Origin of the sequence: Marinomonas sp. (assembly GCF_039940335.1) — a bacterium.
GTDB lineage: Bacteria > Pseudomonadota > Gammaproteobacteria > Pseudomonadales > Marinomonadaceae > Marinomonas.
In genome coordinates, this window is the sequence record NZ_JBDVGW010000010.1 from 1 (window position 1) to 26321 (window position 26321).

Here is a 26321-nt window from a genome sequence, read left to right on the forward strand (position 1 = left end):
AGCGGCCGGTCCCTGAATCGCCCATGGCAAAAATATTGTAGCCAGGTCGCTGCATAGCCACACCAAACTGAATGGCTTCTACCGCACGTTCTTGTCCTAAAATACCGCTGAGAGATGTAATGTCGTTAAGGGTGTCAAAAGGTAGGTGGTCCGCTGGAACTTTGGCGGCAAGATTTTCAGCTGGAAGCGCTTTAACCATACTGGTCATTAATGATATTCCTTATGTCAAAACAAACCCTTTGTAGCGGGTTTGGGAAAGAAGAAGCCCCTCTTTCGTTTTTGTTTTATCTTGTATATGCAATCAGATTAACATTGATAATCTCTGTGCGCCTACAAAAAAAGCGTCATGCAGATGACAACAATCTGTCGAACGAAAAATAGCCGTCACACCGATAGCTGGTAATCTGCCTGCGCCCTTTTGAATACTCGATGGAAATTTTCTGCACTGGCCTCAACTAAGGCCTCGTAACGAATACCTTTAAGATCTGCAACGTATTGAGCCACTTCTTTCACATATTTCGGTTCATTCTTCTTGCCACGAAATGGTACAGGAGCAAGATACGGCGCATCAGTTTCAACTAACAACGAAGATAAAGGGAGTTTTCTCACCGTTTCTTTTAGATCTTCAGCCGTTCGAAAGGTCACGATTCCAGAAATCGAGATCAAGTAGTTTTGGTCGAGTGCGGCTTTAGCCATTTCATAATCTTCCGTAAAGCAATGCAAAACCCCTGCAGAGTCTTTATTACCATATTGCCTGATAAGGTCCATGGTGTCTTGCTGAGCATTTCGAGTATGCACAATAACAGGTAAATCTAGCTGCCCTGCTGCAATCAAGTGCTGCTTAAAACTTTCACGTTGCGCGGCCTGAACCCCTTCGTTGGTTTCATAGAAATAATCTAAACCGGTTTCTCCAATAGCAATAATTTTTTCATTTTGAGCAAATTGCTTTAACGCAGCCCCATCCGATAACAATCCTTCGGTGTGCAAAGGGTGCACCCCACAGCTTGCATAAACCCCTTCACGCTCTGTAAATGCTTGTAGCTTAGGCATGTCTTCAAGATTGACAGCAATGGATAGTAATTGTCTAACGCCCTGATGGTAAGCGGCATCTAATGCACCGTGTAGATTATTGTCATAAGGGGATAAATCCAGTTTATCCAGATGGCAATGGGTATCGATTAACATATAAGGGTTACCACTGATTCAATTCTAAGGTTAATTGCATAATGGGGTTCAAATTGGTTTTTTGAAGGTCTTGCTTCAAATTTTGCAGAGCTTGATAACGTTGCATTATTTTACGGATACCACATCGATTCATTAGAATCTCATAGACCTGATTAAGAGACGGGCTAAGCTCTGCCCCTGTTGAATGGCAAATGCACTGGTGAAGTATCGCTGCTAAAGCATCACAGTAATGGCCAATATTAGTGTTATCTAATCCTTTAAGAATTTGCTCAACACTCATTGTCGATTGCAAAAACTGGCAAAGCTTTTGAGGCAATTCTGCATAGAAGTCTAATTTACCATCATCCCTCAAAGCCAAAAGACGATACGGCTGTGTTGTTAACCAGAATAAGGCTTTTAGTGCTTCTCCCTGCTCTTGTTGGTTGAGCCAGTTGGCGACCATTTCATTGCTTGGCGTTGGCACGTTAAGTAGTAAGCATCGACTACGGATAGTGGGTAGAAGACTCGTAGACTGAGAACTCGTCAATACAAAATAGGTTCGCTCAGCCGGCTCTTCCAAAGCTTTTAGCACAGCATTGGCGGCATTTATGTTCATGGCCTGAGCATGACGTATCAGCACTACTTTATTTTCCCCAACTTGAGGCTTCTGACTAATTTTGCTGACTAGGTTACGGATTTGATCAATTTTAATTGCGCCACCTTCACCATCTAAAATACGGTAATCCGGATGGGTTTCAGCCTGCATCAACTGACAAGAATGGCATCGATTGCAAGGGGCCAATTCTTGGCTTTCACACATTAAGCTTTTGACTATTTGCTCGGCCAATACTTCTTGCCCGACCCCTTGCGCACCACTGATAAGCAAAGCATGAGACAAGCCATTAGATTGCTTTAACGTCTGCACTCTTTCAAGAGGCGGCAACAGCCAGCTGGCGATATCTTGCATTTAGTCCCCTTGAACCCAAGCTTGGTTTAGTTGGTAAAGCTGCTCAACTATTTGTTCATGCACCTGCCCCATAGCAAGTTCGGCATTAATGACTTTAATCCGTTCTGGTTCAGCCTTTGCCCGATCTAAAAAGCCCTGCCTAACCTTCTCATGGAACCCCATAGACTCTTGATCCAATCTATCTGTCTCTTGCCTTAGTCCCACACGCTGCATTCCCACTTCAACACTGACATCCAATAATAAGGTTGAGTCAGGTTGATGGTCACCTACCACCCATTGGGTAAGTTGATCTAGAGTACTCATCTGGCCACCACGGGCGATACCTTGATACACATAGGATGAATCAATAAAACGATCACTGATCACCCATAGACCTTGCTGCAGAGCCGGGAGGATTTTTTCGTTAAGATGCTGCGCTCTCGCCGCATACATCATCAAGAGCTCGGCCATATCGCTGACCGTCTCCTCTCTTGGTTTTAGCACAAGATTACGAATTTCTTCTGCTAGAGGTGTACCGCCAGGTTCACGTGTCATCAGGTAAGCAATACCCTGCTCTTGTAACCAACGTTCAATACAAGCAATAGCAGACGATTTACCGCTACCCTCACCACCTTCAAGAGATATAAATTTACCTTTGTTCATCAACGGATCCCTACTCGGCTTTTGGTGTTGAGCGATAGTCAGTGCGACGTTTAAACTGATAAGCTTTCACGGCTGCATTGTGCTCTTTTAAACTGTTTGAGAAAGCATGAGTACCATCACCTTTGGCAACGAAATATAAGGCTTTGGTGACACCTGGATGTAACGCCGCCTCAATGGCTTCTTTACCGACATTGGCAATCGGCGTGGGAGGTAAGCCGAAGTGACGGTAAGTATTATAAGGGGATGTATCCCGCAAACTTTTACGGGTTAAATTGCCATTAAAGCTATCTCCTAGACCATAAATAACCGTTGGGTCTGTTTGCAGGCGCATGTTTTTTTCTAAGCGACTAATAAAGACTCGAGAGATTAATGGTCGTTCATCAGGGGCTGCCGTTTCTTTTTCCACTATGGAGGCCATTATCAGGGCTTCATAAGCCGATTTATAAGGCAAACCTTTGGCTTTATTCTGCCAGTTATCTTCTAGGTGTTTCTCTAATAACTTGTTAGCACGGGTTAGGATTTGAACATCGGTATCCCCTTCGTGATAACGATAAGTATTGGCAAAAAACATACCTTCGGCATGTTTGGCAGACAAAGCCAGCTGTTCAGCTATTTCTGCATTCGATAAGCCCTCTAGAGTCATTTCAATCTTACCCGTCGCCGCCAGTGCTTTGATAAACTCTTTCGTAGTATGCCCTTCCAACAAGGTAACTGAATGGAAGATAGCTTTGCCAGAGTCCAGCAGCGCCATGACATCAAGCAGGTTCATAGGGTGCTGCAAGGCATACTTGCCGACTTTTGGAACCCACTCAGGTTGAAGCTTAGCAGCGACTCTAAGCAACCAAGGTGTATCTATTAAACCTTGCTGATACAGACTATTGGCCAGTTGAAAGGAAGTGTCACCTGCTTTTACTTCAAAGGTCTGTTGCTCTGAAATGGGCAGTGGTGATGTTATTTGGTTATAAAGCCAAGCACTGCCGATGGCAGCTAGGGTGGCGCATAATAAAATGGCCCTTAGGCACCATTTAAGTAATGTCATTTTAATCCTTAAACTGCATAAGTGATTGCAATGTTCGTGTTCGTTGACCGATTGCAAAGTGACGATCACCAAATATGGTCACAGGCACAATACCCATCAAACTATTGGTAATAAATATTTCGTCCGCCTGTTGAATATCCGCTAATGAAAATTTGGCTATAAGAAGTGGATATCGAGTTTGCTGCTCAATGACTTTTTGTCGATACGTGCCACATACCCCCGCTTGGTTAAGCTGAGGTGTGCAAAGTTGACCGTTTTTAAACCAAAAGATATTACTTTGAATGCACTCAATAATATTACCCTGTACATCGAGCATGAGCGCTTCAAAAGCATCATTAGATAGATGTTGTTTAGCAATAACATTTTCTAGGCGATTAAGGTGCTTAATACCCGCCAGTAAAGGATTTGAATTAACCTGCACTGGAGAAAGGTCCAATTTCACACCATCGATTTGCTGTTGTTGATAGTTAGGTGCCGGAAGGATACCTATCATAATGTTATGGTGCACATTATCTGGAGCCATATAACCCCGACCACCTTCACCTCGCGTTACGATCACCTTAACGACGCACTCTGTCGGTAAGTGTTGCGTAATACTCTCATCAAGAAAACGAAACAAGTTATCGGACTGAAGTTGATTTAGAGGCATAGCTAAACGCTTTAGACCGCGGTGTAAACGGGTTAAATGGGTATCGAGCGATTGAAGCTTACCATCATAAGCATGAATGGTTTCAAACACACCATCACCGTAAGCAAGGCCTCGATCCGTCACAGGCAATGTCGATGATATCTGATAATTGACGAACCAAGTCATAAGGAAACAACTCAAATAATGGGGTCATTATGATAACGTAAAAACAAGCCTCATCCCATAGACTCATCACATCCACTGAGCAGTAAAACCCAAGCAACCTCTCAATGAGCGCACTCACCAAAGTATTCAACCAGACTAAAGGTCATTGATTTTTTAGCAGGCACAAAAAAGCCGAACAAGGAGTTCGGCTTTAAGCTATTAAATATTATGTAATCACAAAAGATGAGTGGCGTCCCATAGGGGGTTCGAACCCCTGTTACCGCCGTGAAAGGGCGGTGTCCTAGGCCTCTAGACGAATGGGACACAAATAAACTAAAATACTTTCTTCACACAAGCATCACAATAAAGTGATGGCGTCCCATAGGGGGTTCGAACCCCTGTTACCGCCGTGAAAGGGCGGTGTCCTAGGCCTCTAGACGAATGGGACACATAGCTTCATTACTGAAGACTTAAATTCTTCACCTAAGTGAAGATGGAGCGGGAAACGAGGCTCGAACTCGCGACCCCAACCTTGGCAAGGTTGTGCTCTACCACTGAGCTATTCCCGCATTGCTAACCACTACCCTATCGCTAGAATCAGTCGTTATATCGATTCTTGCGAATCAAATTCTCTACTTTATAGCCTAACTATAAAGTGGCGTCCCATAGGGGGTTCGAACCCCTGTTACCGCCGTGAAAGGGCGGTGTCCTAGGCCTCTAGACGAATGGGACACATAGCTTCATTACTGAAGACTTAAACTCTTCACCTAAGTGAAGATGGAGCGGGAAACGAGGCTCGAACTCGCGACCCCAACCTTGGCAAGGTTGTGCTCTACCACTGAGCTATTCCCGCAAAAACTAAAACCAACAAAGCAAATTGTACTAGACGACATACCATCTCTATGAAAAGATGGCGTCCCATAGGGGGTTCGAACCCCTGTTACCGCCGTGAAAGGGCGGTGTCCTAGGCCTCTAGACGAATGGGACAACGTTACAGACTTGCTGTGTGAGCGGGTGCGTATATTACTGTTACTAATCTGAAAATCAACAGTTTTTTTAATATTTTGTCTAAACGAATCGAAAAGTTACTTTTAAAATCAATAGAATCGGAGCATTTATGCAATTCAAGCCTGCGCTTTTAACTTTTACTCTTTCTGCCGCCCTATTAGCTGGTTGCTCAACCACGCATTACATTGATATTTCACCTAAAGCAGATATAAAAACCAATACCTATACAAATAACAAAGTCATTGAAGTTCTAACAACAACGAAACTATCCAAAACTGTTGGTGCAATCGACACTGGCATTAAGGAGCATGCTGACATCTTAATTGCCAACGACATCAAAGAAAGCGTTAAAGAAAGCGTGCTAGAAGGCATAAAAGCCTTAGGCTTTACACCAGAGCAAGGATTATTACCAGCCAGCACCATAGCCATCGAAATCTCAAAGATGAGCTATACCACTAAGGTAGAAACCCTAAAGACTGTTGCAACACTTGACTTTGAACTGAAAGTTACCACAACTGCCAAGGGCCAAATCTATAAAGCTAATTATGGGTCTCAAAAAATCAAAGAGTACGGCACCATGCCATTTAGAGAAACCGTCGAAGAAGACATGACTGACCTAGCCAGCCAAACGGTTACCCGACTGCTAAATGACAGCAACGTCATCATTCTCCTTAAAGACTAGCTAATAGCTTACTGCCCCACCTCATATTAAGGGTCATAGCCAGCATTTACCGTGTGGCCATGGCCTTTTTTCATCTCGCCCCCCTTTATGACTAAGACGTTTGCCCCAAAGCCTATTCAGTGTAAGATCAATCCACTACAGCACATTATGCAGAAGGAATCGGTGTGGAAATTCGCAAGTCTAATAAATTAGCCAATATCTGTTATGAAATCCGTGGACCAGTGTTAAAAGAAGCTATGCGCATGGAAGAAGAAGGCCAACGCGTTTTAAAGCTCAATATTGGTAACCCAGCGCCATTCGGCTTTAAGGCCCCAGATGAAATACTGGTTGATGTGATACGTAATTTACCAACGGCACAAGGCTACTGCGAATCCAAAGGCTTATTTGCTGCCCGCAAAGCAGTGATGCAGAAGTACCAAGCCATGGGACTTAAGTCAGCAAACGTCAATCATGTTTGGATGGGCAATGGCGTTAGTGAACTAATCGTCATGGCCATGCAAGCACTACTCAATGACGGTGACGAAATATTGATCCCAGCACCCGACTATCCATTATGGACAGCTGCAGCCACCCTATCTGGTGGGTATGTACGTCATTACCTATGCGATGAAGGTTCAGGCTGGCAACCGGACATACAAGACATTCGCGCTAAGATTTCCAACAAGACAAAAGCCATCGTTATTATCAATCCTAATAACCCAACTGGCGCCGTGTACGAAAAATCCGTGCTTGAAGACATTGTGAAAATTGCTGAAGAGCACAATCTAGTGATTTTCTCAGATGAAATCTACGATCAAATTCTGTATGACGAAGCGCAGCACATCCCTACGGCCACCTTAACCGAAGACCGCGTACCTTGCTTTACCTTTGGCGGCTTATCTAAAGTTTACCGTACTGCAGGTTTTCGTTCTGGCTGGATGATAGCAACCGGCGATAAAAGTCATATTGGCGATTATATAGATGGTGTCGATATTCTGAGTTCCATGCGCTTATGTGCAAACGTACCAGCCCAACACGCCGTACAAACGGCATTGGGCGGCTATCAAACCATCTACGACCTCACAGCACCCGGTGGACGTTTGTATGAGCAGCGTGAAGTAGCATGGCAGGCACTTGATGCCATTCCTGGCGTTCATTGTCATAAACCTCAAGGAGCATTGTACCTTTTTCCAAGACTGGACCCTGCCATTTATAAAATCCAACATGACATGGATTTAGTTCTACGCTTCTTGCAAGAAGAAAAGGTACTGATCGTACAAGGCACCGGCTTTAACTGGCCAACCCCTGACCATGTGCGCTTTGTGTTCCTACCACACATTGAAGAGCTAGCCCCCGCCATGGAGAGATTTGATGCATTTTTGGGACGATTAAGGAAACGTTAATTTCGCTTGAAAATCACTTGAATTCCCCCCACTAAGCCCTACTATGCTTCTATCTATCATTTTTAGGAGCATAAACTATGCGCATCTTGCTTTTTATCCTCACAAACCTTGCGGTAATGGTTGTTGCAGGGATTGTGTTGAGCCTACTTGGCGTTAATGGCTATATGTCTAGCAATGGACTGGATTTCACCTCATTGCTAATTTTCTGTGGTGTGTTTGGTTTTACCGGCAGCTTCATTTCTTTGTTCATGTCAAAATTTATGGCAAAACGAGGTTCTGGTGCGGTAGTGATCGAACAGCCTCGCAATCACAAAGAAGTTTGGCTGTTAGATACCGTTAAAGAGCTTGCAGACAAAGCTGGCATTGATATGCCCGAAGTGGCGATCTTCCCATCCCATGAAGCCAATGCGTTTGCTACAGGCTGGAATAAAAACGCCGCGTTAGTCGCTGTTTCAAGCGGCATGTTAGATCGCTTTTCACCCGACGAAATTAAAGCGGTACTTGGCCATGAAATTGGTCACGTTGCTAATGGCGACATGATCACCCTAACCTTGATTCAGGGGGTGGTGAATACCTTTGTGATGTTTTTTGCGAGAATCGCCGCCTACGCGGTTGATCAGCTTTTACGCCGCAATGATGACGAAGGCTCAGTCGGTTTTGGTTATTACATCGCCACCTTCGTGTTTGAGATCCTATTCGGTGTCCTTGCCTCTATTATTGTCATGTGGTTCTCGCGAGTGCGTGAGTTTAAAGCGGACGAAGCTGGCGCCAAGCTAGCAGGCAAAGGTGCGATGATTGCGGCACTGGCACGCTTACAACAAGAACATGAAGAAAGCCGCATGCCAGACTCCATGCTAGCTTTCGGTATTCGTCGTGGTAAAACACCAACCTTTGGGGAGCTATTCTCAAGCCACCCACCGATTGAAGACCGTATTCGAGCACTTCAAGCCCTTTAATCGGGCTAAAAAAACGGCCGCTTTAAGCGGCCGTTATTACATTTCTTTATCGCTATTTAATTTTGTTCTTCTGTGTTTCCAGAATATACGCTGTTAGAGGAATAACCAACTCCTTGCCGATATCAAGGAAGCTAACCCCATACACATAAAAGAAGTCTGCCCCCATTCTGGTTAAAAATTCATTTTCCACCAGCGAGGCCTGCAAGTCCTCTAACATTTCGATGTTTTGCGACTTAATCTCACAATTCGCTTTTACAACATGATTGAAATCACCAATTCGTAAATTAAAAGCAATGTCCATTTTTTGGCCAACCACACCAAAATCTTCTTTAGCGATTAAGCGTGCGCCCCCCATACTTAGATCAACCACAATACCAATGGCAGAGGCATCAATAGAGCCCTCTAGGTTTGTCGGCTCTAGGTTAGCCACCAAGTAAGTTTCCACGCGAACTGTTTGACGAACTGTTGAGGTCTCCACATATTCGGGGTAAGCGATATGTAAATGAGCGGCTGGCTCCAAGTAGCTTTTCGCTACTTTACTGGAAAAAGCACACACTTGAGTCGCCAGCATTAAACGCACATTCACCAATTGGCTCTCACGAACCAAAATGTTTTTGCCCTTTACTCGAGGGCAAGACAAGATCAAAGAAGAACCTGGTATTCCACCCAACACCTTCACCATATGACGGCCTGGAGGAGAGATAAATTCTAACTGTACTGCTGTGCCCATTGGTACGTCTAAATCACCAAGATCTACTTGCTTTACGCCAGCCATGAGTTTCCTTTTATTTACTATTATTTGCTGTCATATCGACTGAAAAGCCAACTGATTTAAGGATATTTCCTTCTTCAGCCTTATCCATAGACACATAACAAGAATTTAACTCATCACGCTCTGTGTAATTCTTTCTTAGCCAATCAAACACTCTAGGGTGCTTTTGCATTCTATATTGATAACGCATTGCGGCATCATCACGAGCTAGGTTATAAATACCATGAATTGCCCTAGCAATCATTTCTTCTTTATCACCAAGATTAAATATATTTATAGATTGAACCCAACCAGCACTAATCGCGGTCTCAGCTAATCCACTAGGAACAGATACCCTTAAAAACTCACACAAGGCCTGAAAGACCATCCAAGTACCCTTTTCCCGCCCTTGTTTGCTATACCCTGCAATATGAGGAGTCGCGATATCCACCAGAGCAAACAATTCCCTGTTAATTTCCGGCTCATTGCTCCACACATCTAACACCAGATTGAATGCACCACCACGAGCATGAAAAGCTTGTATTAAAGCCGCCTCATCAATGATGCCACCTCTTCCCGCAGATATAATGGTGGCATTCTCGGGTAACTGAGCCAATAAAGGCGCATCAATCATTCCTTTGGTAGGAAAATCTGAGCCTGTTGTTAAAGGCGCATGAAGACAAAGAATATCCGACTGCATTACTTCTTCAAGACCCACGAAATTAACGCCCTGTATTGTTTGGTTAGCTTTGAAAGGGTCGTGCACAACTACGTCTAAGCCTAAAGAAACAAAGCGCTGACAAACAATTTGACCTACATTACCAAAACCAATAATACCGATGCGCTTTGAGCACCAGTTCAGTGATTTAGTAAAATACAAAGAACTCAAGGCGCTGAAAACATAATCTGCTACTGCTTCAGCATTACACCCAGGAGCACTAGCAAATTGAATGCCCTGTTGTTGCAAATACGTTTGATCGATGTGATCTACACCAATAGTGGCGCTGCCCACAAACTTGATTTGGGTGCCTTCCAGTAGTACGGGCGTTACTTTAGTAACCGATCGCACTAAAAGCACTTCGGCGTCTTGTAACTGGTCTTTTGTGAGTTGACGACCGTCAACTAAACAAACATCCCCTAGATGCGAAAACAAAGCCTTGGCATTTGGCATGTTTTCATCTGCAATTATTTTCATACTGCTGCTTAATAAAATCGTGAAAATTCAGCTCTACAGAGCGCAAAGCCAATAAATATTTGGCAAAAATTTCGCCTCGAGGCGGCAAACCAGATTCAAGGTAATCTGCTATTTGCTGATTAACGGCTAACGCAAAATGGCGATCATCGTGATCCACTAACGCCAAGTTATCTACGCTTACTCGGAAATTAAGCCCTAAACTCCAGTGCAGAATACACTCCAACGCCTGAGGCTTAACCTCTACCTTCTCAAATTCTAATTGACTCGCTTCATCTCTCGTATCAGTTTCATACCAATAACCATAATCCTCTTGGTCACGCCTCTTTGCGCCGGCAATGCACCAATGACTAATTTCATGCAGAGCACTGGACACATAATCAGAGCGAAAAAAAACACGTGCAGGTAAGGTTTTTGTACTAGGTAGGTATAGAGGCTCTTCGGCCCCACCAACTAATCGAGTATTAAAAGTCTCAAGAAAACAGTCGTCAAATGCGGCTATCAGCTGTTCACAGTGCATCGACAATCACTCAAAAAAAGAAACGCATTATGCCACATCAAACAAAAGTGCGCCATGACAGAGACTCCGTCATGGCGCACTTGTAATGGGTTTGACTTTTTAAAATTAGCCTCTAAAGTATCTCGCCGGTACAAATGGCATAGCAGCCTTAGTTAACGGAATACTCTTACCACGAACCTGAGCGAACAAAGGCTCTTCAGATGTCAAAGATTGACTATCAACATAGGCCATAACAATTGGCTGAGATAAGCTTGGTGAGAAACCACCACTGGTCACTTTCCCTTTGCAATCGCCCTGTTCATTGAAGATCTCTACCCCTTCACGCACAGGCGCCTTGCCATCAACTAAGAAACCAACGCGCTTTTTGCTAGTGGGCTCACCAAATTGCGCAAGAATTTTTTCTGCGCCCGGGAAGCCTCCTGCACGCTCACCATCTAATCGGCGAACTTTCTGAATCGCCCAATTTAATGACGCCTCAACTGGGCTAGTGGTTAAATCTATGTCATGACCATACAAGCAAAGGCCAGCCTCTAGACGCAACGAGTCACGGGCACCCAAACCAATCCACTCAACTTCTTCATATGCCAGTAATTGCTCAGCAAAGGCTTGCGCCATGTTATTAGGAACAGAAACTTCATAACCATCTTCCCCTGTGTAACCTGAACAACTTACCCACAGTTCAACATCTTGCCATGTGAACTTAAGGCTTTGCATAAAGGTCATTGATGCCACTTCAGGAATCAAACGGGCAAACACTTCACGCGCCTTAGGTCCTTGAATGGCTAGCAGGGCTCTATCCTCAACAGGAATAACCTCACAATCCGTCAAGTTTGCTTGCATATAAGCAATGTCCTGCTCCTTACAAGCAGCATTCACCACCATGAAGATATCATCACCCCAGTTGGCAAACATCAAATCATCACTAATACCGCCTTCTGCTGTGGTAAAGAGTCCATAGCGCTGGGTATTGAGCGCCAAGCCTTGTACATCGACAGGCAAAATGGTTTCTAAGGCGTTTTTAACGGTCGCCCCCTTAATAATGACTTGTCCCATATGAGAGACGTCAAACAGACCAACTTGCTCACGCACCCATAGATGCTCTTTCTTAACACCAAGGGGATATTGAACTGGCATTTCATAAGCAGCAAATTCAACCATTCGTGCATTTGCCGCAATATGTTGCTCATAAAAAGCTGTACGTTTCATGTTTTCACCTCAAGCAAATTGTCTTTCTTGTTTCCAATAAGAAACAGAGTAGCGAAAACCACCTAGCATTGACAAGTAACAGGCCTAAATAATTTGCTTTCCTAGCAGATATAACGCCCTATTTATTTTATTAAACACTTGGTCAAATTAAATTAGGAAAGTTTTAAAAGTTTTTCGCTTTCGTGTTTCCAATTGGAAACTTTTTGGCTATGATTATCAAAAGTTAGCAGGTGCACAATGATTTTAGGACCTATTAAATTGATCTTTTTTCATTTTATTAGGTGCTCTAAGTGTTATTATACGCATGACTCATTGTCCTATTAGACATCCATGTTTATTCAAGAGGAATTATTCCATGGCCAACACCGAAGCCTTTTTCAGCCAAACTCTGGTTGAGCGTGATCCTGAACTATTTGCCACTATTGTTGAAGAACAAGAGCGTCAAGAAGTTGGTATCGAACTAATCGCATCAGAAAACATTACCTCTAAAGCGGTTTTAGAAGCTCAAGGCTCAGTTCTAACAAACAAATATGCAGAAGGCTACCCTAACCGTCGTTACTACGGTGGTTGTGAAGCCGTTGACCAAACTGAACAATTGGCCATTGATCGTGCTAAAAAACTCTTTAACTGTGAATTTGCCAATGTACAGCCTCACTCAGGCGCTCAGGCAAACGGCGCAGTAATGCTAGCACTGTTACAACCAGGTGATACCATTCTCGGCATGTCTTTGGACGCCGGTGGTCACTTGACTCACGGTGCGCCACCAGCCCAATCTGGCAAATGGTTTAATGCGGTTCAATATCAAGTTAACCCTGACACATTATTGATCGATTACGATGCGATCGAAGCTCAAGCTTTAGAATGCAAACCAAAAATGATCATTGCGGGTGGCTCAGCTATCCCACGCGTTATCGATTTCAAACGCTTCCGTGAAATTGCCGATAAGGTTGGCGCTTACTTGTTTGTTGATATGGCTCACATTGCGGGTCTTGTTGCAACAGGTGCTCACCCCTCTCCACTTCCGCATGCTCACATTGTAACCACAACGACTCACAAAACATTGCGTGGCCCTCGTGGTGGTATGATCCTTACTAACGACCTTGATCTAGGTAAGAAAATAAACTCTGCTGTATTCCCAGGCTACCAAGGTGGTCCTTTGATGCACGTGATCGCAGGTAAAGCCGTTGCCTTTGGTGAAGCGCTTAAACCTGAATTCACAACTTACATTAATCAAGTTGTTGCCAATGCCAAAGTACTGGCTGAAGTTATGATAGAACGCGGTTGTGACGTTGTAACCGGCGGCACAGACAACCACCTAATGTTGGTTGACCTTCGTCCAAAAGGCTTGAAAGGCAATGTTGCTGATAAAGCCCTTGAACGTGCTGGCATCACTTGTAATAAAAACGGCATTCCGTTTGACACAGAAAAGCCAATGATCACTTCTGGCATCCGTATTGGTACGCCTGCTGCAACGTCTCGCGGTTTCGGTGAAGAAGAGTTCCGTTTAGTGGGTCACCTAATCAGTGATGTATTGGATGGTTTGGTTGAAAGTCCAGAGGGTAACCCTGAAGTTGAAGCTCGCGTACTGAACCAAGTTAATGAGCTTTGCAAACGCTTCCCACTTTATCGTTAATACCTCATGCCCGAGATTTATCTCGGGCTTTTAAACAGAAGGATCATACTAATGAGTAACATCCCAGCAAATTTAAAGTATGCAGAGTCTCATGAGTGGGTTTTAGATAATGGCGACGGCACTGTTACCGTTGGCATTACAGACCACGCTCAAGATCTATTGGGCGATGTCGTTTATGTCGAGCTACCTGAAATCGGCCTTGAAACCTCTGCTGCAGAACAGTTTTCTCTCGTTGAATCTGTTAAGGCCGCCTCCGATATCTACGCACCTATTTCCGGTGAAGTAGTTGCCGTAAACGAAGCGCTAGAAGATGCTCCTGAACTGATCAACGAAGAACCTTTCGAAGGCGCCTGGATTGCTAAAATCAAATTAAGCGACAGCTCCGAACTCGATAAATTACTTGATGCCGAAGGCTATTCAGCCTCAATTGAGTAAGCTCTAAACTGGCGTTTTGCGCTCATTGCAAGACGCCAATATCTCCCGATAATTTCTAATAGGTAGAACGCCATGACTTCGTGTATCCGCGATTTGTTAAATAGTGATGAATTCATTTCACGTCACATTGGGCCAGACGCCAATGAACAGGCTAAAATGCTGGCCAGTATAGGCACGGACTCCTTAGCTTCATTAATTGAGAAAACTGTTCCACAAGCAATTCGCCAAGCCAATCTAGAATTAAGCTCTCAACCCATCAGCGAAAATGAAGCACTTGTTCAATTGCAAGCCATTGCGAAACACAACAAAGTCGCTCGCTCTTTTATTGGTATGGGCTACCACGACACGCATGTGCCTTCCCCTATTCTACGCAACCTATTAGAAAACCCAGGCTGGTACACGGCCTACACACCTTACCAACCAGAGATTTCTCAAGGTCGTCTAGAAGCACTGCTAAACTTCCAGCAAGTCGTTATCGACCTTACTGGCATGGAAATTTCTAACGCCTCTTTGCTTGATGAAGCGACCGCAGCAGCGGAAGCCATGACACTGATGAAGCGTTCCAACCGCAAGAAAAGCGATACTTTGTTTGTAGCCAACCACTGCCTACCACAAACCATTGACGTGGTAAAAACCCGCGCGGAACTGCTTAACATTGAAGTCGTCGTTGATGATATTGCCAATTTTTCACAACATGATGTATTTGGTGCCATTGTTCAATACCCAGGTATCGACGGCACAGTGACAGACCTTACTGACTTTATTGCCGAGGCTCATGAGCAAGGCGCTTTGGTGAGTACAGCGGTTGACCTATTGGCACTCGTGTTGATCAAATCTCCTGGTGAAATGGGTGCAGATATTGTTTTCGGTAGCGCTCAACGCTTTGGCGTGCCAATGGGGTTCGGTGGCCCTCACGCTGCATTCCTAGCAACCAAAGATGCCTATAAGCGTTCTATGCCAGGCCGAGTCATTGGTGTTTCAAAAGACAGCCATGGCAAACCTGCACTGCGTATGGCCATGCAGACTCGCGAGCAGCACATTCGCCGCGAAAAAGCCACATCAAACATCTGTACCGCTCAAGCATTACTGGCAATGATGGCTGGTTTTTATGCCGTTTATCACGGCCCTCAAGGCCTTAAGAAAATTGCTAAGCGTGTAGCGGCTTTAACCCATTGCTTCGCTACGGCATTAAAAGCAAACAGCTTCACTTGTAACGATCACTACTTCGACACCCTTGTTATTGACACCAACGCCGCCACTGATGACATCATTGCCGCAGGTCAAAACAAGCTAATGAACTTTTACAAGGTTAGCGATGCTCAACTGTCCTTAAGCTTTAATGAAACCATCACTATGGAAGACCTTAGTGATCTAGCCGAATGTTTTGGTTTCAAACTAGACACTTCTGAGATTGCTGAAGCGGCTTCAGCACAAGGCTTCGATGACAGCCTATTACGTCAAGATAGCATTCTGTCTCACCCTGTATTCAACAGTCATCATAGCGAAACTGAATTGATGCGCTATATGCATCAGTTAGAGGTTAAAGACATCGCCCTAAACCAAAGTATGATTCCTTTGGGGTCCTGTACGATGAAACTTAACGCCGCATCGGAAATGATTCCGGTGACTTGGGCTGAGTTTGGACGTATCCATCCATTTGCACCAGACTACCAAGTATCTGGTTACCACACTTTGCTTAACGAGCTAATCGACATGCTCGCCAAAGCAACTGGCTATGACACAGTTTCTTTGCAACCTAACTCTGGCGCTCAAGGGGAATACGCGGGGCTTATCGCTATCGATAAATACCACAAATCTCGCGGTGACGACGGTCGTAACATCTGCCTAATCCCAAGCTCTGCCCATGGTACTAACCCAGCTTCAGCAGCATTAGCTGGCATGAAAGTGGTCATTGTTAAATGCGATGAAGACGGCAATATCGATCTTGTTGACCTTGCCGCCAAAGCTGAAAAACATGCAGATCAACTGAGCTGCATTATGGCCACCTACCCTTCTACTCACGGTGTATTTGAAGAACACATTCGAGAAGTCTGTGACATTGTTCACAAGTTTGGCGGCCAGGTATACATCGATGGCGCTAACTTAAATGCACTGGTTGGTGTGGCACCTCCAGGCAGCTTTGGTGGTGATGTCTCCCACTTAAACCTGCACAAAACCTTCTGTATTCCCCACGGTGGTGGTGGCCCAGGCATGGGACCTATCGGTGTTAAATCCCATTTGGCGCCTTTCTTACCAGGTCACGCAGTGACACCGGTACTGGGTATGGCAGAGCAACATGGTGCCGTCTCCGCAGCACCCTATGGCAGTGCCAGCATATTAGTCATCACTTGGATGTACATTAAGATGATGGGCGACATTGGCTTACGTGATGCGACTTACAACGCCATCCTAAATGCCAACTACGTAGCTAAGCGTTTGAGCGGCCATTACCCTGTGCTTTACACCGGCAAAAACAATACTGTCGCCCATGAATGCATAATCGATATTCGTCCGTTGAAAGCTGAGTCAGGCATTAGTGAAGAAGACATTGCCAAGCGTTTAATGGATTTTGGTTTCCATGCGCCAACGATGTCTTTCCCTGTTGCGGGCACGCTTATGATAGAGCCAACCGAATCCGAAAACCTTGAAGAACTGGATCGCTTTTGTGATGCCATGATTCAAATTCGCCAAGAGATTGCTAAAGTGCAATCAGGCGACTGGCCTTTAGAGGACAACCCTCTTGTAAATGCCCCTCATACCGCTGACAGCTTGCTAGGGATCGAATGGGCACACGCCTACACCCGTAAAGAAGCGGCTTACCCACTAGCTTGGATTAAAGCGCGAAAATACTGGCCTCCTGTTGGACGCATAGACAATGTTTACGGAGATCGTAACTTGTTTTGTGAATGCCCACCGATTGACAGTTATGAAGACTAACTAGTCTTAACAAGCGAGTAACTCATTTCCAGCAGGATAAAAGTTACTCGCTTTTTTTTGCCTAAAAAATCACAGCGTACATATTGACCAAAAAACCGACTCGCAAGCGTCAATATAAAATTTGTTTTAGTCTTGTAATCCACAATCACACTAAATTACAAACTTCAAAATAGATATTCCTAACCGAGTGGTAGAATTCATTTTTATAAAGTCTGAGGCCAAATGATGCCCGTAAGCCAGACTTAGGATTTTATCGGTGTTAGATATTAAAATTAAAAACATCCTTCGCAAACTACTTGGGGATCAAAACTCCCCGACTCAATATACCCACCATGCAGCACTCATCACTTGCAGCGGTGGCTACCTCTTTTCCTCTTGGTTCAATTATTTTTACCACGCTTCAGATATAGGAAATGTGTATTTTCAGTTGGCTTTAGGGCTTTTTTTAGCTTGGATATGGTTTCGCTCAAGGTTTCACAACCAGTTCGACACCATGGCAATTGTGTTTATGATGCTGATGCCAATATTAAGCGTGCCGGTAAATTGGTTTTTTAATGCCGGATCCTGTGGACCAACTTATTTACTAGGTTTAGCGGCTCTAATTTATATAACGGCAAACTTTAGACAGTTTGGCATTTACCAGAAAATAGCCCAAGGGCTTTGTATCTTGATTCCATTACCACTAATGATTATTGAGAGACAAAACCCAGATTGGATTTTCAACTATCCTAACTTAGAAACTCAGCAGATCGACTTGATCGTGTCATTTTTTTTGGTGAGTCTTGTCATGCTATTGCTTATCTCTGCCAACACTATGCACTTTCGGCTCGAACAACAGAAGGTGGAAGCCTTATCCGTCCGATTACGCTTATTGTCTGAACAAGACTCTTTAACTGGGCTATCTAACCGACACATCTTAGAAAGAGAATACAGTGCGTGGCAGAACAATACAGATCAGCTGTGTTTAGCCATCATTGATTTAGATTGGTTCAAGCAAGTAAACGATAATTATGGTCATGCCTATGGGGACCATGTACTTCGAAAATTAGCAGAACTTTTACAAGAAAGTGCCGTAAACTCAAATGGACTCGCAGTAAGGTTGGGTGGCGAAGAGTTTGTTTTACTTATGCCGATCAGTAAAATGGAAGCTTTTACCAACTTAAACGTATTAGCAGACAAATTACGCAACACAAGTTTTGAGCATGGCACCATTACCTTTAGTGCTGGCCTTATTGAGGTCAACACACTGGATAACCAGATTGAAAGTTTAAAAAAAGCAGACACCTTGCTCTATGAAGCCAAGAACAGTGGCCGAGATAGAATAGCTATGGATTATGAATGTTCATAGATGTGGCGGCTGGACGCTACCACATTCTACTTTTATACGTTAAGAAAACTTAGCCACCAACACATTGCTCATCAATTGTTGCCAAGACTTTTCAATCGGCGCTTCTAACAAAAGGCGCTCTCCTTGTAACGCCATATCTAGACGAGTCGCATGCAAACAAAGTCTTTTAAAGCCTAACTCTTTGGTAAGCTTTAATTGCTCTGCACTGGCATATTTTTCATCCCCCACTATCGGATAGCCCGCATGCAAAGCATGCACCCTGATTTGGTGAGTACGACCGGTAACAGGCTCACACTCTACTAAACTGTAATCTTCAAACTGACGCACCAATTTAAAACGCGTTAAACTTTCTTTACCATCATGATGTACTTTCACCACACGTTCACCAGATTTCAGTTCGTTTTTTAATAATGGGGCATTAACCTGTACTTTGCGTTTTGGCCAGTGGCCGTATACCAAAGCAAGATAAGTTTTCTGTAACCCTGTTTTTTCTCTGAGCGCAGTGTGAAGCTCTTTTAGAACGGCACGTTTTTTGGCGATCATGATGAGTCCTGATGTATCTCGATCAAGTCGATGAGCAAGCTCAACAAATTTTTCTTGCGGTCGTATTTGGCGAATTATCTCAATCAAACCAAAACTCAAACCACTACCGCCATGTACAGCAATACCTGACGGCTTATCGACAACGATAAGACCCTTATCTTCATACACAATGCGAGATTCAATTTCTGCTTTTAAACGTTCAGGCAGGCTGGGCTTATCCGCTTCTGGCGCAATGACAATTGGCGCAATTCGAACAATATCACCCATTTGTAAGCGATAGTCTGGTTTAGTGCGCTTTTTATTGACGCGAATTTCACCTTTACGAAGTAAATTATAGATTTTTCCTTTAGGCACGCCTTTAAGAAAGGTAACCAAGAAGTTATCGATTCTCTGATCAATATTATTTTCGTCTATGGTGACGTATCTAACAGCTGGACGAGGGCTGTTATTTTGCTCTAATTCCGACATAACCAAAGATTGCTTTCCTTTATAATTGAAGCACTTAGTTTTTACTGTTATATTCACATTCGCAAAGGGTAAGAGGCAACAAAACACCTCGAAGATATGATGCAAGAAATGAATGAAACGGTGAAGCGACACTTCACCCTCCTATCTTACCTCTGTAACAGTCAATCTTAAATAATAAACCGCATGATTCGGACAAATCCGCTTCAGTGGAAAGTATTCTCGTTACTTACAGGGCATTGCATAAGCATTTCTCTATTAAAGAAAAAAGAGATAGGTTAAGACAGTATTTGGAACTTATTACGGCAGCGACCGCATCAAGCGTTTAATAACAATGAACGTATCGCGTACTCCACTCGCCTGAACAATACCAATAAGAAATTCTCGACCTAAGTCTGCACGTTTAGTACGACTTACCTTCCTTTGAATGGAATCTGTTCGACTCAGCTAACAGAGTTCACAAATAAAATGATTAGAATGCTAATAAATGCAACTCAACAAGAAGAGTTGCGCGTTGCCCTAGTTGATGGACAGCGTTTGTATGATCTTGATATCGAATCTGGTTCACGAGAGCAAAAAAAGTCGAATATTTATAAAGGCCGAATTACTCGCATTGAACCCAGTCTTGAAGCGGCATTTGTCGATTTTGGTGCTGAACGTCACGGCTTCCTCCCTCTTAAAGAAATTTCCAAAACCTACTTTTCTAAAAAATCCAATCACGAAGGCCGCATCAACATCAAAGATGTTCTTAGCGAAGGTCAAGAAGTAATTGTTCAAGTAGATAAAGAAGAGCGAGGCAACAAGGGCGCTGCCCTAACAACATTTGTTAGCTTGGCTGGGCGTTACTTAGTGCTAATGCCAAACAATCCTAGAGCGGGTGGTATTTCTCGTCGTATTGATGGAGATGATAGATCACAACTTAAAGAGGCTATGTCTGGCCTTAAAACACCTGAAAATGGTGGCTTAATTGTTCGTACTGCTGGCGTTGGTCGCTCGACTGAGGAGCTACAGTGGGATTTGGACTACCTAGATACACTATGGTCATCTATTACTAAAGCAGCCTCTGAAAAACCAGCACCATTCTTGATATATCAAGAAAGTAACATCGTTATTCGTGCGATTCGCGACTACTTACGTGAAGACATTGGCGAAGTGCTGATCGATGAAAAAAGTGCTTACCAAGATGCGATTAACTTTGTTATGCAGGTGATGCCGCATTTCAAATCTCGTATTAAAATGTACACAGACTCCACGCCATTGTTCAACCGTTTCCAGATCGAGACACAAATAGAAACCGCTTTCCAACGCGAAGTTAGACTACCTTCTGGTGGTTCAATCGTTATCGACCCAACCGAAGCGTTAGTGTCCATCGATATCAACTCCGCTAGAGCAACAAAGGGCGGTGACATTGAAGAAACCGCTCTACAAACTAACTTAGAAGCAGCAGACGAGATTGCTCGCCAGTTACGTCTGCGTGACATTGGCGGCTTGGTGGTTATCGACTTTATCGATATGACGCCGGTACGTAACCAGAAAGAAGTCGAAAATCGCATGAAAAATGCCCTTGAGGCAGATCGCGCCCGTGTACAACTGGGCCGTATTTCTCGCTTCGGTTTGCTTGAGATGTCCCGTCAACGCTTGCGCCCTTCACTAGGGGAAACCAGTGGCATTGTGTGTCCACGTTGTAATGGTCAAGGTTTTATCCGTGACGTTGAGTCTCTTGCTTTATCTGTGCTTCGCCTTATAGAAGAAGAATGTTCTAAAGAACGTACTGCTCAAATCAGAGCGGTGTTGCCTGTATCTGTTGCAACTTTCTTGCTAAACGAAAAACGTACCAACATCGCCAAGATCGAAAAGCGCAACAGTGTTCATATCATTCTTGTGCCAAACCCTCATATGGAAACACCGCATTTTGAGGTTGAGCGTATTCGCGATGACAGCAGTGTTGTGACGCAAAACGAAAACAGCTACACGCTTGTAGAAACACCAGAGCAGCCACCTTATGAACCACGTCAGGTTAACGAAGATGTGCGCCCTCAAGCCGCTGTCACTAGTATTGCACCGAACGCACCAGCACCTGAACATAAAGCGCCGGTAACGCCTGCACCTAAAGCAAAAGTAAATAAGCCAAGCTTGTTAAGCCGTCTATTTACAGCGCTATTTGGTGATGCCCCAAGTGCTAGCGAAAAGGCGTCCAAAGAGAAAAACACATCACAACATAACAGAAAAACGACCACCAACGACAAGCCAAAAGCGAAGTCTAGTAATCGTCCGAATCGTAACAAGCGCAGTGCCAAACATCAGAACGCTGATCGTGATAATTCGAATGAAAACCAACGCTCTACTCGTCAATCACGTCGAGAAGAAGCGGAAGCTGGAACAAAAGGTAACCGTCGTAACCGCAATAACAAGTCGGATAGCCAAGAACCTCGCGCTGAAAAGCAAGAAGCGGCAGTAAAACCTTCTCGTCAGCCTAAAGCAAAACAAGTACCTGAAGTAAAGGAAAGAAAACGTGACCGCAATGAAAATCGTCGTCGTAACGGCAAGCTAAAAGATGAAGCTCTTGAAGCAGGAAAATTAAAAGAGCAAGAAGAAGCGAATGCTTTAGAAGCTGCTCAGATTAATGAAGCCGCGCAAAAAGATGATAACGCTGATGCACCTCGTGAACGTCGCTCACGTCGCTCGCGTCGTTCTCGCCGCCCTCAGAAAGAGGATAACACTCAACAAACGCTAACTGAAAGTAACGAAACGACAGACAACAATGATGCCAAAGCAGCACCTGTGGTAGAAGTTGCTAATCATAAAGAGGAAGCCACCCCAGTAGCTGAAACGACTGCAGCAGTTGAAGAAACACCTGTAGCGGCAGAAGCTCCGGCAGTTGAAGAAACACCTGTAGTTGAAGAAGCACCTGTAGTTGAAGAAGCACCTGTAGCGGTAGAAGCTCCAGTAGTTGAAGAAACGCATGTAGCGGTAGAAGCTCCGGCAGTTGAAGAAGCTCCAGTAGTTGAAGAAACGCCTGTAGCGATAGAAGCTCCGGCAGTTGAAGAAGCTCCAATAGTTGAAGAAACGCCTGTAGCGATAGAAGCTCCAGTAGTTGAAGAAACGCCTGTAGCGGTAGAAGCTCCGGCAGTTGAAGAGACACCTGCAGCAACTGAAACCAAGCCTGCTCGTCCGGCTCGTTCACCTAGGCGTGGTCGCGGCAAGCCAACAGTGAAAGCTGATAACAGCACGATTCAACCTCCTGTTGAACTTCCAGAGGCCATTCTTGCCCAGCAAGAACAAATCCGTAAGGAACAGGAAGAGAAACGTAATGCAGCCGGCCAAAGACGTCGCTCTACAGGACGCGTTAAAAACGACCCTAGACTAGAACGCACTACCACTGACAGCACTTCACAAGAAGCAGCTGAACAAGAGTAGTTTTGCTTTAAAGTTACGCAAAGAGCCCGCTTTATGCGGGCTCTTTTGTAACTTAGGCTTTTTAAATGTTAATCTGCCAAATAGTATTTTCATACTAAGATATTTAACACAACTAACATTAGATGAATGGGCACACAAACTAATGATAATTGATTTTTCTCGCTTTAAAGATTGGTCTCTAGTGGGCGACCTTTTCGGTGGGGTAACCACTGCTATCGTCTCTTTACCACTTGCTCTCGCCTTTGGGGTTGCGTCCGGCGCTGGGGCAGAAGCCGGTTTATGGGGAGCCATATTAGTCGGCTTATTTGCGGCCTTATTTGGCGGCTCGACTTCGTTAATTTCTGAACCGACGGGACCCATGACGGTTATCATGACCGCCGTTTTAACCAGCATGCTAGCGAGCTACCCGGAAGGTGGTGTGGCCATGGCTTTCACTGTCGTGATGATGGCCGGACTCTTCCAAATAACCTTAGGCTACTTGAAGCTTGGGAAATACATCACTCTTATGCCCTATAGCGTTATTTCAGGCTTCATGTCAGGCATAGGTGTCATACTAATAATTTTGCAATTAGCCCCCTTCCTTGGCCACCCTTCACCCGCTGGCGGTGTAATGGGTACAATCACTGCGTTACCTAATCTAATTCTTGAACTCAAGTTTTCCGAGCTATTTTTGGGCGCTCTAACGCTAGGGGTTTTGTTTTATTTACCTAAAAAGTGGCGCCGCCTAGTGCCCCCTCAACTCGTGGCCTTGGTTGTCGTCACTTTGATTTCAATGTTACTTTTCAGTGATACAGGTGTTCGCAGAATTGGTGAAATTCCATCGGGTTTACCTGCCATTCAATGGCCACACTTTGGCTCTGAAGTCATGATGGAGATGGTCATTGACGCCCTTGTCTTAGGCACTTTAGGTTGCATCGACACCTTACTAACGGCAGTGATTGCCGATAGCTTGACTCGAAAAGAGCACGACTCAAACCGTGAACTTGTCGGTCAAGGTGTCGCCAATTTGTTCTCCGGTCTATTAGGCGGCTTACCAGGTGCTGGCGCTACCATGGGTACGGTTGTTAACATTCAGTCGGGCGCCAAATCCCCAATTGCCGGCATAGTGCGTGCTTTTATCTTGCTATTGGTGGTGTTGGGAGCCTCCCAGCTTACCAGTCCTATTCCGATGGCGGTGTTAGCCGGTATTGCTCTCTATGTAGGGATTAACATTCTTGATTGGAGTTTCTTAAAGCGAGCCCATAAAGTCGCTTTAATGCCGACTATTATCATGTATGGCGTCATGGCACTCACTGTCTTTGTTGACCTTATGGTTGCCGTGGGTATTGGTGTATTCATTGCCAACATCATTACCATTGAAAAACTCAGCCGCTTACAATCAGGTAATGTTAAAGCCATTAGCGATGCAGACGATGACGTTCCTCTTACCGAAGACGAAAGAGAGTTGCTTGATCAAGCAGAAGGACGCGTTCTCGTATTTTATCTTTCCGGCCCTATGATATTTGGCGTAAGTAAAGCCATCGCAAAACACCACAATCGCATTCATCAATATAAAGCAGTTGTATTGGATCTAAGTGCTGTGCCTATGATGGACTTAACCGTTAGTTTAGCACTGGAAAACGCCATCAAAGATGCTATTGAAGCTGGATGTGACGTCTATATCTTTAGCCCGAACGGCCAAACCACAGAACGTTTAGAAAAGCTTGGCGTCATGCAACGCTTACCCCACAATGCTTTTTGTGATTCGCGAAAATCCGCTCTAGAGCACGCGGTTAACAACCTTTCTTAATACTAAAGGCTAACGATTAACCTAGCTTAATCGTTAGCCTACCTCAGCGAGTCGTTATAATTAACCAAAACCGTCACCCCCCTATTCAGCTAGACTTTTTTATTGCATTATAAATCTTTCAGTCACTTCAATGATCCAGAAAGGTGAATTTGCAAGATAACAAATGAGTTGATTATGACCGATGTATTAGCAGCAGAGTTTTCCAGTAGCGATAAAAGTCAATTTTTCCATAGTGAGCTCACTGAACAAAAAGTACTGATTATTGATGACCTATCCGACATGCGGATATTACTTAAGTCACTTATGGTCAATTTAGGCTATGGATTTATTGATACCATCCCAACGGCCAAACGCGCTTTTGAAAGTATTCGCAACACTCAATATGATCTAATTCTCTGCGATTACAATCTCGGTGAAGATTTTAATGGCCAGCATGTTCTTGAATACGCTCGCCGCTTTTACACAACAAGCCACATTTGCAGCTTTATCATGGTCACGGCCGATACCAGCTATGAAAATGTTGTGGGCGTCATGGAATACGAGCCTGACGGTTATCTAGTCAAGCCATTTCTGCCTAATGCTTTCCAGCGACGAATTGAACGCGTTATCGAACAAAAATTTAATTTCTCTCACATTGATAAAGCTCGCGCAGATAAAGACTATGAGTTGATGGAGTCTTTATCTAAAAAAGTCATGCTAGACTTCCCTCAATACCTCAGTTTATGCTTAAAAGCTATTGGAGAATCACTAACAAAACGTGGTCTCTTCAAACAAGCACGAGAGCATTATTTCAGTATTACTCAAGACAAACCCAATTATGCATGGGCTTTTTTCCATTTAGCCTTATGCGATCTAAAGCTTGAATCCCATGCCTTAGCCATAGAACACTTCAAGCAAACACTTTCATTAAACAAACATTTTTTGTCTGCGTACGACCACCTAGCTACAGCTTACGAAGCCAGTGAAGAGCTCACCTTAGCTCAAAAAGCCTTAGTTGATGTACTAGCTATTTCATCAAGATCATTAGAGAGAAACATCAGATTGGGCAAGTTAAGTCTTAAGCTGAATGATTGGGAAACGGCAGAAGTGACTTACTCACGAGTGATTCGCTACGTACGAGAAACAGAGAAAGAGAACTTTGAACGTTATTATGTTCATTTAAGAGTACTAACGAAACTTATAGAGCAAAGACCCGATGATAGTGAACTCACTGAGAAGTTTCGGCGCTCATTATTTCGACTAAGAGTCATCGCCCAGGACAATCCGGTTGCGCTATCAAACTCCTACCGAGCTGAGTTACAAAGGTATTTAATAATTGAGCAATTAGAAGATGCCATCAGAGTTTGGCGAGAATGGGACATTTTAATTCGCAGCCAAGAAGCCGCGCCACTCAACCACCTGCAAGAACTAAACCTTAAACGTAAATTAGGCTTAGTCATCATGACACTGTAA

General features: G+C 44.2%; 21 protein-coding genes and 6 tRNA genes. 10 read left to right on the forward strand and 17 right to left on the reverse strand.

Annotated elements, in window-relative coordinates; translation table 11 throughout:
• From ABJF92_RS06095 to ABJF92_RS06150, 12 genes are all read right to left on the reverse strand, one after another.
• Positions 1 to 208 (reverse strand): hypothetical protein (locus tag ABJF92_RS06095; RefSeq protein WP_446814924.1); only part of this gene is annotated, 208 nt, incomplete at its 3' end.
• A 176-nt stretch (positions 209 to 384) separates the two neighbouring features.
• Positions 385 to 1185, reverse strand: coding sequence for a TatD family hydrolase (locus ABJF92_RS06100; protein ID WP_446814925.1), 801 nt, complete (start codon positions 1183 to 1185; stop codon positions 385 to 387).
• Positions 1186 to 1192: 7 nt separating this feature from the next.
• On the reverse strand, positions 1193 to 2131 hold the full coding sequence (gene holB / locus ABJF92_RS06105; protein WP_446814926.1) for a DNA polymerase III subunit delta': 939 nt from the start codon (positions 2129 to 2131) through the stop codon (positions 1193 to 1195).
• Positions 2132 to 2773, reverse strand: a complete 642-nt coding sequence (gene tmk / locus ABJF92_RS06110) for a dTMP kinase (protein WP_446814927.1) — start codon at positions 2771 to 2773, stop codon at positions 2132 to 2134.
• Between the two features lie 10 nt (positions 2774 to 2783).
• The gene (mltG, locus tag ABJF92_RS06115; protein WP_446814928.1) at positions 2784 to 3812 is read right to left on the reverse strand and encodes an endolytic transglycosylase MltG; all 1029 of its coding nucleotides are present in this window, start codon (positions 3810 to 3812) and stop codon (positions 2784 to 2786) included.
• 1 nt (position 3813) lies between these two features.
• Positions 3814 to 4626: an aminodeoxychorismate lyase gene (gene pabC, locus ABJF92_RS06120; RefSeq protein ID WP_446814929.1), complete on the reverse strand. Its 813-nt coding sequence runs from the start codon at positions 4624 to 4626 to the stop codon at positions 3814 to 3816.
• Between the two features lie 227 nt (positions 4627 to 4853).
• Positions 4854 to 4929 (reverse strand) — tRNA-Glu (locus tag ABJF92_RS06125).
• Positions 4930 to 4977: 48 nt separating this feature from the next.
• Positions 4978 to 5053, reverse strand: a tRNA-Glu gene (locus ABJF92_RS06130).
• A gap of 46 nt (positions 5054 to 5099) precedes the next feature.
• Positions 5100 to 5174: transfer RNA gene (locus tag ABJF92_RS06135), tRNA-Gly, on the reverse strand.
• A gap of 87 nt (positions 5175 to 5261) precedes the next feature.
• Positions 5262 to 5337, reverse strand: a tRNA-Glu gene (locus ABJF92_RS06140).
• A 46-nt stretch (positions 5338 to 5383) separates the two neighbouring features.
• A tRNA-Gly gene (locus ABJF92_RS06145) sits at positions 5384 to 5458 on the reverse strand.
• 58 nt (positions 5459 to 5516) lie between these two features.
• Positions 5517 to 5592: transfer RNA gene (locus tag ABJF92_RS06150), tRNA-Glu, on the reverse strand.
• 130 nt (positions 5593 to 5722) lie between these two features.
• Between ABJF92_RS06150 and ABJF92_RS06155 the strand changes: the two genes are divergently transcribed.
• From ABJF92_RS06155 to htpX, 3 genes are all read left to right on the forward strand, one after another.
• Positions 5723 to 6295 carry a YajG family lipoprotein gene (locus tag ABJF92_RS06155; protein WP_446814930.1) on the forward strand — a complete coding sequence of 191 codons (573 nt, stop codon included), beginning with the start codon at positions 5723 to 5725 and terminating at the stop codon, positions 6293 to 6295.
• A 164-nt stretch (positions 6296 to 6459) separates the two neighbouring features.
• Positions 6460 to 7677: a pyridoxal phosphate-dependent aminotransferase gene (locus tag ABJF92_RS06160; protein WP_446814931.1), complete on the forward strand. Its 1218-nt coding sequence runs from the start codon at positions 6460 to 6462 to the stop codon at positions 7675 to 7677.
• A 77-nt stretch (positions 7678 to 7754) separates the two neighbouring features.
• Positions 7755 to 8633, forward strand: coding sequence for a protease HtpX (htpX, locus tag ABJF92_RS06165; RefSeq protein ID WP_446814932.1), 879 nt, complete (start codon positions 7755 to 7757; stop codon positions 8631 to 8633).
• 52 nt (positions 8634 to 8685) lie between these two features.
• Here the strand turns inward: htpX and ABJF92_RS06170 are convergent, their stop codons facing one another.
• The 4 genes from ABJF92_RS06170 to gcvT form a co-directional block, all read right to left on the reverse strand.
• Positions 8686 to 9408, reverse strand: a complete 723-nt coding sequence (locus ABJF92_RS06170; protein ID WP_446814933.1) for a flagellar brake domain-containing protein — start codon at positions 9406 to 9408, stop codon at positions 8686 to 8688.
• 10 nt (positions 9409 to 9418) lie between these two features.
• Positions 9419 to 10579, reverse strand: a complete 1161-nt coding sequence (locus ABJF92_RS06175) for a 4-phosphoerythronate dehydrogenase (protein ID WP_446814934.1) — start codon at positions 10577 to 10579, stop codon at positions 9419 to 9421.
• On the reverse strand, positions 10560 to 11096 hold the full coding sequence (locus tag ABJF92_RS06180; RefSeq protein ID WP_446814935.1) for an elongation factor P hydroxylase: 537 nt from the start codon (positions 11094 to 11096) through the stop codon (positions 10560 to 10562). Before ABJF92_RS06180 ends, ABJF92_RS06175 begins: the two co-directional genes overlap by 20 nt.
• A 105-nt stretch (positions 11097 to 11201) precedes the next feature.
• Positions 11202 to 12302: a glycine cleavage system aminomethyltransferase GcvT gene (gene gcvT / locus ABJF92_RS06185; protein ID WP_446814936.1), complete on the reverse strand. Its 1101-nt coding sequence runs from the start codon at positions 12300 to 12302 to the stop codon at positions 11202 to 11204.
• Between the two features lie 355 nt (positions 12303 to 12657).
• Here gcvT and glyA point away from each other — a divergent pair, with 355 nt between their 5' ends.
• The 4 genes from glyA to ABJF92_RS06205 all read left to right on the forward strand — a co-directional run bounded on the left by glyA (position 12658) and on the right by ABJF92_RS06205 (position 18655).
• On the forward strand, positions 12658 to 13935 hold the full coding sequence (gene glyA, locus ABJF92_RS06190) for a serine hydroxymethyltransferase (RefSeq protein ID WP_446814937.1): 1278 nt from the start codon (positions 12658 to 12660) through the stop codon (positions 13933 to 13935).
• Positions 13936 to 13986: 51 nt separating this feature from the next.
• Positions 13987 to 14370, forward strand: coding sequence for a glycine cleavage system protein GcvH (gene gcvH / locus ABJF92_RS06195; RefSeq protein WP_446814938.1), 384 nt, complete (start codon positions 13987 to 13989; stop codon positions 14368 to 14370).
• A gap of 72 nt (positions 14371 to 14442) precedes the next feature.
• On the forward strand, positions 14443 to 17307 hold the full coding sequence (gcvP, locus tag ABJF92_RS06200) for an aminomethyl-transferring glycine dehydrogenase (protein ID WP_446814939.1): 2865 nt from the start codon (positions 14443 to 14445) through the stop codon (positions 17305 to 17307).
• Positions 17308 to 17563: 256 nt separating this feature from the next.
• On the forward strand, positions 17564 to 18655 hold the full coding sequence (locus ABJF92_RS06205; protein WP_446814940.1) for a GGDEF domain-containing protein: 1092 nt from the start codon (positions 17564 to 17566) through the stop codon (positions 18653 to 18655).
• A gap of 39 nt (positions 18656 to 18694) precedes the next feature.
• Here the strand turns inward: ABJF92_RS06205 and ABJF92_RS06210 are convergent, their stop codons facing one another.
• Positions 18695 to 19666 carry an RluA family pseudouridine synthase gene (locus ABJF92_RS06210; protein WP_446814941.1) on the reverse strand — a complete coding sequence of 324 codons (972 nt, stop codon included), beginning with the start codon at positions 19664 to 19666 and terminating at the stop codon, positions 18695 to 18697.
• A 465-nt stretch (positions 19667 to 20131) separates the two neighbouring features.
• Here ABJF92_RS06210 and rne point away from each other — a divergent pair, with 465 nt between their 5' ends.
• From rne to ABJF92_RS06225, 3 genes are all read left to right on the forward strand, one after another.
• Positions 20132 to 23080 (forward strand): ribonuclease E, encoded by a 2949-nt coding sequence (gene rne, locus ABJF92_RS06215; protein WP_446814942.1) that lies wholly within the window; start codon positions 20132 to 20134, stop codon positions 23078 to 23080.
• A gap of 142 nt (positions 23081 to 23222) precedes the next feature.
• Positions 23223 to 24869: a SulP family inorganic anion transporter gene (locus ABJF92_RS06220; RefSeq protein ID WP_446814943.1), complete on the forward strand. Its 1647-nt coding sequence runs from the start codon at positions 23223 to 23225 to the stop codon at positions 24867 to 24869.
• A gap of 174 nt (positions 24870 to 25043) precedes the next feature.
• Positions 25044 to 26321 carry a response regulator gene (locus tag ABJF92_RS06225; protein ID WP_446814944.1) on the forward strand — a complete coding sequence of 426 codons (1278 nt, stop codon included), beginning with the start codon at positions 25044 to 25046 and terminating at the stop codon, positions 26319 to 26321.